Annotated in this window: 9 protein-coding genes; 6 read left to right on the top strand and 3 right to left on the bottom strand. The window is 67.7% G+C overall.

Going from position 1 to position 9155, the window contains the following annotated elements:
• Window positions 1-1394, top strand: a 1394-nt coding sequence (locus ELR45_RS30220) for a gamma-glutamyltransferase family protein (protein WP_240760243.1), incomplete at its 5' end; no start/stop codon positions are given.
• A 3-nt stretch (window positions 1395-1397) separates the two neighbouring features.
• Window positions 1398-1835, top strand: coding sequence for a hypothetical protein (locus ELR45_RS30215; RefSeq protein WP_129669608.1), 438 nt, complete (start codon window positions 1398-1400; stop codon window positions 1833-1835).
• Here the strand turns inward: ELR45_RS30215 and ELR45_RS30210 are convergent.
• Complete coding sequence (locus tag ELR45_RS30210) at window positions 1806-2654, bottom strand: TetR/AcrR family transcriptional regulator (RefSeq protein ID WP_129669607.1); 849 nt, start codon at window positions 2652-2654, stop codon at window positions 1806-1808. The genes ELR45_RS30215 and ELR45_RS30210 overlap by 30 nt on opposite strands.
• 131 nt (window positions 2655-2785) lie before the next feature.
• On the opposite strand from ELR45_RS30210, the gene ELR45_RS30205 reads away from it, so the two are divergent.
• From ELR45_RS30205 to ELR45_RS30195, 3 genes are all read left to right on the top strand, one after another.
• Window positions 2786-3781 (top strand): ATP-binding cassette domain-containing protein, encoded by a 996-nt coding sequence (locus ELR45_RS30205; RefSeq protein WP_129669606.1) that lies wholly within the window; start codon window positions 2786-2788, stop codon window positions 3779-3781.
• A complete protein-coding gene (locus tag ELR45_RS30200) occupies window positions 3778-4644 on the top strand; it encodes an ABC transporter permease (protein WP_129669605.1) in 867 nt (288 codons plus the stop codon). Before ELR45_RS30205 ends, ELR45_RS30200 begins: the two co-directional genes overlap by 4 nt.
• Before the next feature lie 66 nt (window positions 4645-4710).
• The gene (locus tag ELR45_RS30195; protein ID WP_129669604.1) at window positions 4711-5820 is read left to right on the top strand and encodes a putative RNA methyltransferase; all 1110 of its coding nucleotides are present in this window, start codon (window positions 4711-4713) and stop codon (window positions 5818-5820) included.
• 152 nt (window positions 5821-5972) lie between these two features.
• Here ELR45_RS30195 and ELR45_RS30190 read toward each other — a convergent pair whose 3' ends face one another.
• Both ELR45_RS30190 and ELR45_RS30185 read right to left on the bottom strand, forming a co-directional pair.
• Window positions 5973-6617 carry a LuxR C-terminal-related transcriptional regulator gene (locus ELR45_RS30190; protein WP_129669603.1) on the bottom strand — a complete coding sequence of 215 codons (645 nt, stop codon included), beginning with the start codon at window positions 6615-6617 and terminating at the stop codon, window positions 5973-5975.
• The gene (locus ELR45_RS30185) at window positions 6569-7903 is read right to left on the bottom strand and encodes a sensor histidine kinase (RefSeq protein ID WP_129669602.1); all 1335 of its coding nucleotides are present in this window, start codon (window positions 7901-7903) and stop codon (window positions 6569-6571) included. The genes ELR45_RS30190 and ELR45_RS30185 overlap by 49 nt, the downstream gene beginning before the upstream one ends.
• A gap of 329 nt (window positions 7904-8232) precedes the next feature.
• On the opposite strand from ELR45_RS30185, the gene ELR45_RS41710 reads away from it, so the two are divergent.
• A partial coding sequence (locus ELR45_RS41710) for a phytoene desaturase family protein (protein ID WP_240760242.1) occupies window positions 8233-9155 on the top strand: 923 nt, incomplete at its 3' end.

Raw genomic sequence — 9155 nt, 5'->3', positions numbered from 1 at the left:
CCCTCGGGCCGGCCGACGTGCTCGCCTATGCGATCGAGTACGCCGGTGGCGGCTTCCCGATCGGCGGATCGGCCGTGAACGTCATCTCGCGGGTGGCGCCATGGTTCCGGAAGCACTGGCCCAGCTCGGCGTCGTTGTTCCTCGACGGCGGCGCACCGCCGGTGCCGGGCTCTCGCTTCGTCAACCGCGAGCTCGCCGAGACGTACCAGCGCATCGCCGACGAGGCGCAGGCGGCTTCGCGCGACCGTGAAGAGCAGATCGAGCGGGCGCGCGAGATCTTCTACGAGGGCTTTGTCGCCGAGTCGATCGCGAAATTCGCGACGCGCGAGGTGATGGACGAAAGCGGCCGAGAGCACCGAGGCCTCCTCGGCTACGACGACCTGGCCGGCTGGCGCGCGAGCGTCGAGGACCCGATCGCCTTCGACTACCGCGGCCACACGGTGTACAAGGCCGGGCCGTGGAGCCAGGCGCCGGTCTTCTTACAGCAGCTGTCCCTGCTCGACGGCTTCGACCTGGACTCGATGGACCCGGCCGGACCGGAGTTCGTGCACACGGTCGTGGAGTGCGCGAAGCTCGCGTTCGCCGACCGGGAGGCGTTCTACGGCGACCCGGGGTTCACCGACGTGCCCCTGGACGACCTGCTCTCGGCTGAGTACGCGAAGCAGCGCCGCTCCCTGGTGTCCACGGTCGCGGACACCGGTGATCTACGCCCCGGAAGCCCAGGTGGCCGTATTCCGCGGCTGCCGACCGTGCGACTGGTCCCGCAGAGCCTGGGCGACACCTGGGTCGGTGAGCCCACCCTCGGGCCCACCAAGGGGGATACGTGCCACCTGGATGTGGCCGACCGGTTCGGCAATGTGGTGTCCGCGACGCCCAGCGGGTCCTGGCTGCACGGCGCGCCGATCATCCCTGGCCTGGGCTTCTGTCTCGGCACGCGCGGCCAGATGTTCTGGCTGGAGGACGGGCTGCCGAACACGCTGGCACCGGGGAAGCGTCCCCGCACCACGCTGACACCCTCGCTGGCGGTGCGCGACGGCGAGATCACCGCGTTCGGCACGCCTGGCGGCGACCAGCAGGACCAGTGGTCCCTGCTGTGGTTCCTGCACCGTGTCCACCATGGCATGGACATGCAGAGCGCCATCGACACGCCGGCGTGGCACACGTCGCACTTCACGTCGTCGTTCTACCCGCGGGCCGCCGTCCCGGGCCGCATGCACATCGAGGCGCGAGCGGGCGAGGAGACTGTCCGGGCGCTACGGGACCGGGGGCACGACGTCGTCGTCGAGGGCGACTGGAGCCTCGGACGGATATCGGCGACCAGCCGCTCGGCCGACGGGTTTCTGCGCGCCGCCGCCAATCCCCGTGGGGCGCAGGGTTACGCCGTGGGCCGGTGACCTGTGGACGACGCGCTCATCTGGTTCCTCATCATCCTGTGGGTCACCGCACACCTCGTCCCGGTCGGCAAAGTGCTGCACAGCGCAGTGACGCTCCGTCTGATGGTCTCCGATAAGGAGCAATTCAGGTGGCTGGAGGGTGCCATCCTGTTCAGCTCTGTCGGCTACGCCGTCTACGGATGGGGGCTGATGGTGGGGTTCGATACCCGCCCCTATCGCCCGTGCATGAGCGCGAACCCGGCTCCGGGAGGTCAGCCGGCGAGAATCGAGGATTCTCTGCTTCCGGTGTCGCATCGGTGCGTCTGGGCGGACGGGACGACGATCGACCTGGTGCCGCTCTGGATGAACCTGACCGTCTTTACCTGCATCGCCGGCACGGCGGTCTGTTTCGCCCTGGCGATCTACGCTGTCCTACGGTTTCGACGCCGAGTCCCGGCCTGACGTGGTCATTCGCCGAGCGATCAAGGCCTCGACGCCGTCCAGGATCACCTCGAGCCCGAAGGTCAAGTCGTCGCTGAACTCCGCGCCTTCAGGGTCACCGGGCTGGTCAGCGGTGTTCCCCTCATCTCCGTCGGGCTCAGGACCGCTGAAGATCCCCGCAGTGAGTATCTCCGCGAGCGCCGGAAACTCTTCCGCCTCGACCACCTTGGACAGCAGCTGCCCGTAGAGCGGATCCCAATCGTCGGGCTCGACGCCCGTCCGGGAGGCGCCTTCCATGATGGAGAGCTCCAGCCGCCCTGCGCTGAGCGCCCAGGTGCTGAGCAGCGTCAGCACGCCCATCTTCTCGCCGGGCGATAGGCCCGTGCCGGCGAGCGCACCGAGTAGCCGGTCCATCCAGCGCACCTGGTTCGGGCCCATGGGCGGGCCACTGAGCGGGATGTCCATGAACCATGGATGGCGGCGGAACATCTCGATGTTGTGCGTGGCCCACCACCGGGCCGCGCCTCGCCAGTCGTCCGGCATGCTGTCCAGGTCCACGTCGGGCGGGGGAGCGGCCGCAGCGTCCTGCATCAGCTCGAGCAGATCTTCTTTGCCGGAGACGTACCGGTAGAGCGACATGGTGGTGAAGCCGAGCTCCTCGGCGACCCGGCGCATCGACAGGGCGGCGAGCCCTTCAGCGTCGGCGATCTGCACCGCCGCGTCCACGATCTTCGCCAGGCTCAGGGCGGGCTTGGGGCCGCGGCTCGGCGGGCTCGCCGTTCCCCACAACAGCTCGAGCATCCGGGCTGGTTCTCCAGCCGGAGAGTGATCGGCGCTCATGCGGTCCCCTCGCCTTGGTGATTGACGACCATCGTAGAACTGTGTATAACATAAACATTAGCGTACGACGCATACAGTTTATGGCGCATACAGAATTTCGAAGCTAAGCCGCCGCACTGAGAGGAACCACCGTGACGAACTCGCACACCAGCGCGATCCGCGCCAGCGGACTGAAGAAGACGTTCAAGGGTGTGACCGTGCTCGACGGCGTGGACCTCGCAGTCGAGGAGGGCACCATGCTGGCGCTGCTGGGCCCGAACGGGGCAGGGAAGACCACCACGGTGCGGATACTGAGCACCCTGCTCCCATTCGACGGGGGAGAAGCGACGATCGCCGGCTACGACGTCAGGCGGGAGCCGGACGACGTACGCGGCGTCATGGGAATCACCGGCCAGTACGCCAGCGTCGACGAGATCCTGACCGGCCGCGAGAACCTGGTGATGATCGGCCGTCTCTACCGCCAGGGCAAGGCGGCGGCGCGGCGACGAGCCGATGAGCTGCTGGCTCAGTTCGACCTGGTCGATGCGGCCGACCGGGCGGTCAGGACGTACTCGGGTGGGATGCGCCGTCGGCTCGATCTCGCGGCTAGCTTGATAGCGGACCCTCCGATCATCTTCCTCGACGAGCCCACGACCGGGCTCGATCCACGCAGCCGACAGGCCATGTGGGAGGTCATTCGCGGTCTTCTCGACTCCGGCACGACCATCCTGCTCACCACTCAGTACCTCGAAGAGGCTGATCAACTGGCAGATCGCGTCGCCGTCATCGACGACGGCCGGATCATCGCCGAAGGGACCGCGGCCGAGCTGAAACAACGGGTCGGGACGGAGCGTCTCGAACTGCTCTTCTCCAGCGCCGACGACGTGCATGCGGCGATGCGGGTGGTCGGGGACAACGCGATCCAGGTCGGCGACGACGGGCTCGGCATCAGCATGACGGTCGACAGCGCCGAAGACGTCCGGCACACCTTGAACGCCCTGGCCGGGGTGCCGGTCCCGGTCGTCGACGTCGGGCTCTCACGGCCGAGCCTCGACGACGTGTTCTTCACTCTCACCGGATCTCCCGTCGAGATTCAGAACGATGACACAAAACCCTCGGACACGAGCATGGGAGCGGATGCGCCATGACCACCACGACAAATGTTCAGCACAGGGGAGTGGCGGCCGGCGGCGGGAACCGGCTCGGTCCGCACGGTGGCGAGCGCCCCACGCGACGCTCCGGCTTTGTGTGGAACCTCGCAGACGCGTGGGTGCTCATCGGGCGGAGCATGCGGCACACGGTGCGCAACGGCGATGCCCTGTTCATGGGTGTCTTTTTGCCGGTGATGCTGTTGCTGCTGTTCGTCTACGTTTTCGGCGGGGCGCTGGAGGAAGGCATCGCGCAGTTCGACTACGTGAACTACGTGGTGCCCGGTGTCATCTTGCTGACCGCCGGCTTCAGCGCGGCGACGACGGCCGTCAGCGTGACGACGGACATGACGACGGGAGTGATGGACCGGTTCCGGTCGTTGCCGATCACGAACTGGATCGTGGTGTTCGGACATGTCGTGGCCAGTCTGGTGCGCAACCTGTTCTCCACGGCGCTCGTGGTCGGGGTCGCTCTGATCATCGGTTTCCGGCCTACGGGGAACGTGCTCGACTGGGTCGCCGCCGTCGGAGTGATCTCGCTGTTCATCCTCATGATGACCTGGCTGTCGGTGATGTTCGGGCTGATAGCGAAGACCCCGGACGCGGCCAGCGGCTTCACATTCTTCATACTCTTTCTGCCCTATATGAGCAGCGCGTTCGTCCCGGTCGAGACGATGCCCGCAGTGTTGCGTGGCTTCGCTGAGCACCAGCCGATCACTCCCATCATCGAGACCGTCCGTGGCCTGCTCATGGGCACGCCGATCGGCGACAGCGGGTGGTTGGCCGTGGCCTGGAGCGTGGGAGTCTTGATCATCGTCGCGCCGATTTCGGCCCGCCTCTTCAGGAGCCGGACTGCCTCCTGACCATCCGCGGGGACTACGTGCGTCGGGTGGCGGCCGATGACACCAAGCGTGGCAAGATCGGTGACTGTGACCTCTGAAGGTGTCAGGAGTCCGGCGATCCTGAAGGCGCTGTGCTGTCCCGTGTGCCGCGATGCATTGACCGCGATGACGCCTGGCAGCGATGCAGCGTTGCCCGCGGGAGCGACGCCAAGTGAGGCGAATACCGCGCAGGCCACGGCGTTGCGGTGCGGATCCGGGCATACATTCGATGTAGCTCGGCAGGGTTATGTCAACCTACGTTCCGGTCGCAAACCCCGGGGCACGGCGGACACAGCCGACATGGTCGCCGCCCGGGCGGAGTTTCTAGCCGCCGGACATTACGAGCCGATCGCCGACGCCGTCGCGCGCCAGGTCGCCGATGGTTGGCGGGATCCGGCGACGCTACCGGCAGAACGCTCGGATGCGGTGGCCATGAACTCAGGCCGGCCAGAGCGAACTGGCACTTCCGGTGCCGCGGGTGTGCAAGACGAGGTGGAGACCCGTTCCTCTGACTCGGCGGGGGTGCAAGGCGACGTCGTCCTCGATGTCGGAGCGGGAACGGGCTATTACCTGGGGCACACGTTGGACAAGCTTGCAGGCCGGCGCGACGAGACAGACGCGGGCGTCATCGCCGATGCATCTGGCCGGGCTGGCTCGCACGGCGTGGCCATGGACGTCTCGGCCTATGCGCTGCGGCGAGCGGCAAAGGCACACCCGAGGATCGCAGCGATCGGCGCGGACGTGTGGGATGCCTTGCCGCTGCGGGACGGGTCGGTGTCGGCGATCCTGGACGTTTTCGCCCCTCGCAATGCAGCCGAGTTCCATCGTGTGCTGCGCCCCGGCGGCACGCTCGTCGTCGTTACTCCGTCGCCTGGCCATCTCGCCGAGCTCGTCGACCGGTTCGGCATGCTCTCCGTCGATGAGCGCAAGGACGAACGGATCGAGGAGACACTGGCGGAGAGCTTCATCCTCGAGACTCGCGCCGAGCTCACCCACCGGATGAGCCTTGCCGCGCACGACATCGGCCGCCTCATCCGGATGGGGCCGAGCGCCCACCACATCGACACGGCGTCGCTCGAAGAGACGCTCGACATGATCGACGCTCCGCTGGGTGTCACGGCGGCGGTGACCGTCGCCCGCTATAGCGCCCGTTTCTGAGGTTTCCCACGCACGGCACACAGGTCTGGCTGGACCTTCGTTGCCTCACGTAACGCCTGGAGCTTCTGTGGCCGGGTCACGCGTAACGTGAGGCCACGAACCCGGGCGGTCAGAAGGGCCTGCCAGGATGGTCCGGTGCTACACGAGGCGGCCTATGTCTCAAGGTAGGCGAGGACCGCGAGGACGCGCCGGTTGTCGTCCTCCGACGGCGGCAGGGTCAGCTTGGTGAAGATGTTGCCGACGTGTTTGTCGACGGCCTTCTCGGTGACGAACAGGCGGGACGCGATCGCCGCGTTGGTCCGGCCCTCAGCCATCAGGGCCAGCACCTCCCGCTCACGCCCGCTTAAGCCCGCGAGTGGCCGGTCGTGTGTGCGCCTGGAGAGCAGCTGCTGCACGACGTCGGGGTCCATCGCGGTACCCCCGCTCGCCACCCTGCGCACGGCATCCACGAAATGCGCGACGTCGGAGACGCGGTCCTTGAGTAGGTACCCGACGCCGCCGGTGCGATCCGACAGCAGTTCGCGGGCGTAGAGCTGCTCGACGTACTGCGAGAGAACGAGCACCGGAAGACCAGGTATCTGGCGACGTGCTTCGATGGCCGCGCGCAGGCCTTCGTCGGTGAAGTCCGGTGGGAGGCGGACATCGACGACGGCGACGTCAGGCTGGTGTGTGAGCAGAGAGCGGAGCAGCGACGGACCGTTGTCAACCGCTTCGACCACCGTGAACTCGTGCGCTTCGAGCAGCCGGATCAACCCGTCTCGGAGGAGGGTGAGATCCTCGGCGATGACAACACGCACGGCAGCTCCATGGTGACGATGGTCGGCCCGCCCTGAGGGCTGGTGAGCGAGACGGTTCCATCGAATGCTGCCAGACGGCGCTCTACCCCGTGCAGACCACCTGCCGGTTCGATCCGGGCTCCTCCCTTGCCGTCGTCGCCGACGGCGAGCCGCAGCCGGCCATCGGCATACCACACCTGGACCCACACCTGGCTGGCGTGCGCGTGCTTCGCGACGTTCGTCAAAGCCTCGGCGACCGCGAAGTAGCCGGCCGACTCCACCGTAGGCTCGGGCCGGGCTGGAAGACTCACCTCCACGTCGACCTCACCGGGGTAGCTGAGCGCCAGCGCCTGCACCGCTCCCTGCAGGCCGCGGTCGGCCAGGACGGGTGGGTGAATACCCCGTACCAGGTCGCGTAGCTCCGCGAGCGCGAGGCCGGTGGATTCGCGGGCCTCGGCCAGCAACTCCTGCGCGGCGTCCGGATCGTTGGCCATGAGCTGCTCGGCCAACCCCAGACTCATGCCGAGCGACACCAGCCGTGCCTGTGCTCCGTCGTGCAGGTCACGCTCGATTCTTCGCAGCTCGGCCGCCTGCGTGTCGACCGTCTCCGCACGAGACTCGGCGAGCTGTTCCACCCGGGCGCTCAGCATGGACGCGTCGGTGGGAGAGAGGAACCAAGACATCAACCGGGCATCGAGCCGGATGAGCCTAGGTGTGGCCCACCACCAGATGGCGAGCATCGGGATGGCCTGGACCGAGGCGAGCAGCGCGGACTGCCAGTCGGTCACGACCACCAGGCCCCAGTCCCCGGTCAGCGAGCGGAAGTCCTCGTCGGTGCGGGGCGGCACATCCTCGGGTAGGAACGGCCAGGCCACGGGAAGTCCGGCAAAGCCGATCGTGGACATGGCGAGCGTGCAGACCATGCCGACCAAGAAGAACCCGGCAGTGGCGTTGACCAGCAGCCACAACAGATCGCGCCACGTGGCGGGGTCTTTGGCCAGGGCGAGCAGACGAGCCAGGACTCCGCGTTCGGGCAGTGGAAGGTAGGGCCGCGGTATCGGAGTCTCCAGCACCTCGGAGGCCCATCTCCGGTGCAGGTCCGCGAACCAGCGAACCGCCGTCACCACCACCATGAGCACCGGGATGACCAGGATCAACCACACCATTCCGACGGCGACGACGGCCGTGATGGCAAGCCCCATCCCGACGAAGCACAGGAACACGAGACCGAACGCTCGCGCGGTCAACCGCAGCCGCACGGCGGCGGCCTGCCGGGTGACGCCGGAGAGAAGATCCACAGCCCTCATCTTGCCGACTTTCGGCGATCGGCGCAGTGGGGGTATCACCACCTCCGTACGAGCGAGCGGACCCCGGGGTCTCTCAGGGGTATCCCCGGGCTTCCCCTGAACTCCCTGGCCTCAGGGTTGAATGCGACGGTCGCGGCCAGCAGTCTGATCACGACATCCGATAGCGCAGGCGCTGTCGCTCACCGGGTGCCTCGTCTCGTGGGCGGGGCATCGCGCTAGCGGCGGGCGGCGGCCCGTAATTTGATGGGCGGGGCCTGACAACGATGGCTTTGTGGAGCACGATGGCTCTGGCGGCATTACGCCGAGGCGCCGGAGGGGAGCGGGCAGGCGTGATTGCCGGACAGTACGACGCGGTCGTGGTCGGCGGCGGCCACAACGGGCTGACCGCGGCTGCCTACCTCGCGCGGGCAGGGCGAAGCGTCCTGGTTCTGGAACGGCTCGAGCAGGTCGGCGGCGCGGCGGTCTCGGATGCCGTGTTCCCCGGCGTCGAGGCTCGGCTGTCCCGGTACTCCTATCTCGTGTCCCTGTTGCCGCACCAGGTGATCGACGAGCTGGGGCTGCCGATCACGCTGCGCCGCCGGCGGATCTCGTCGTACACCCCGGTCGGGGACGGTGGGTTGCTGGTCGACACGGGCGATGCCGGAGCCACGGCCGACTCGTTCGCCAAGGTCACCGGCGACCATGCTGAGCACGCCGCGTGGCAGGAGCTCTACCGCCGGGTGTCACGCGCCGCGGAGCGTCTCTTCCCGACCATGATCGAGCCGGTGCAATCCCGGGATCAGCTTCGCGCGATCGTCGACGACGAGCTGGCCTGGCGGATGCTGTTCGAAGAGCCGATCGGCACAACCGTGACGCAAAGCTTCGCGGACGACGCCGTGCGAGGTGTGGTGCTGACGGACGCGCTGATCGGCACCTTCGCCGACCTCGACGACGATCCGGAGCTGCTGGCCAACCGGTGCTTCTTCTACCACGTCGTCGGGAACGGCACCGGCAGCTGGGACGTGCCACTGGGTGGCATGGGCGTGGTGACGGACGCCTTGCGCGACGCGGCTGTGGCCGCCGGCGCCCACATCCTGACCAGCGTCGAGGTCACCGCCGTCGACCCGGACGGCGAGGTGGTGTTCGTGGACGACGACGGTGTCGAGCGCCGGGTGGGTGCCGGCCACGTGCTCTTCGGTTGTGCGCCCCACACGATGTCCCGGCTGCTGGGAGAAGAGCCCGATAGACCGCCGCCGGAAGGGGCGCAGCTCAA

Origin of the sequence: Phytoactinopolyspora endophytica (assembly GCF_004138495.1) — a bacterium.
Taxonomy (GTDB): Bacteria; Actinomycetota; Actinomycetes; order Jiangellales; family Jiangellaceae; genus Phytoactinopolyspora; species Phytoactinopolyspora endophytica.
The sequence above is the reverse complement of the archived record's forward strand: the minus strand, read 5'-3'. Positions and strand labels throughout refer to the sequence as shown.

Coding starts and splice junctions, on each gene's coding strand:
- ELR45_RS30210 (WP_129669607.1), bottom strand. CDS start 2,654: ATGAGCGCCGATCACTCTCCGGCTGGAGAACCAGCCCGGATGCTCGAG.
- ELR45_RS30200 (WP_129669605.1), top strand. CDS start 3,778: ATGACCACCACGACAAATGTTCAGCACAGGGGAGTGGCGGCCGGCGGC.
- ELR45_RS30185 (WP_129669602.1), bottom strand. CDS start 7,903: ATGAGGGCTGTGGATCTTCTCTCCGGCGTCACCCGGCAGGCCGCCGCC.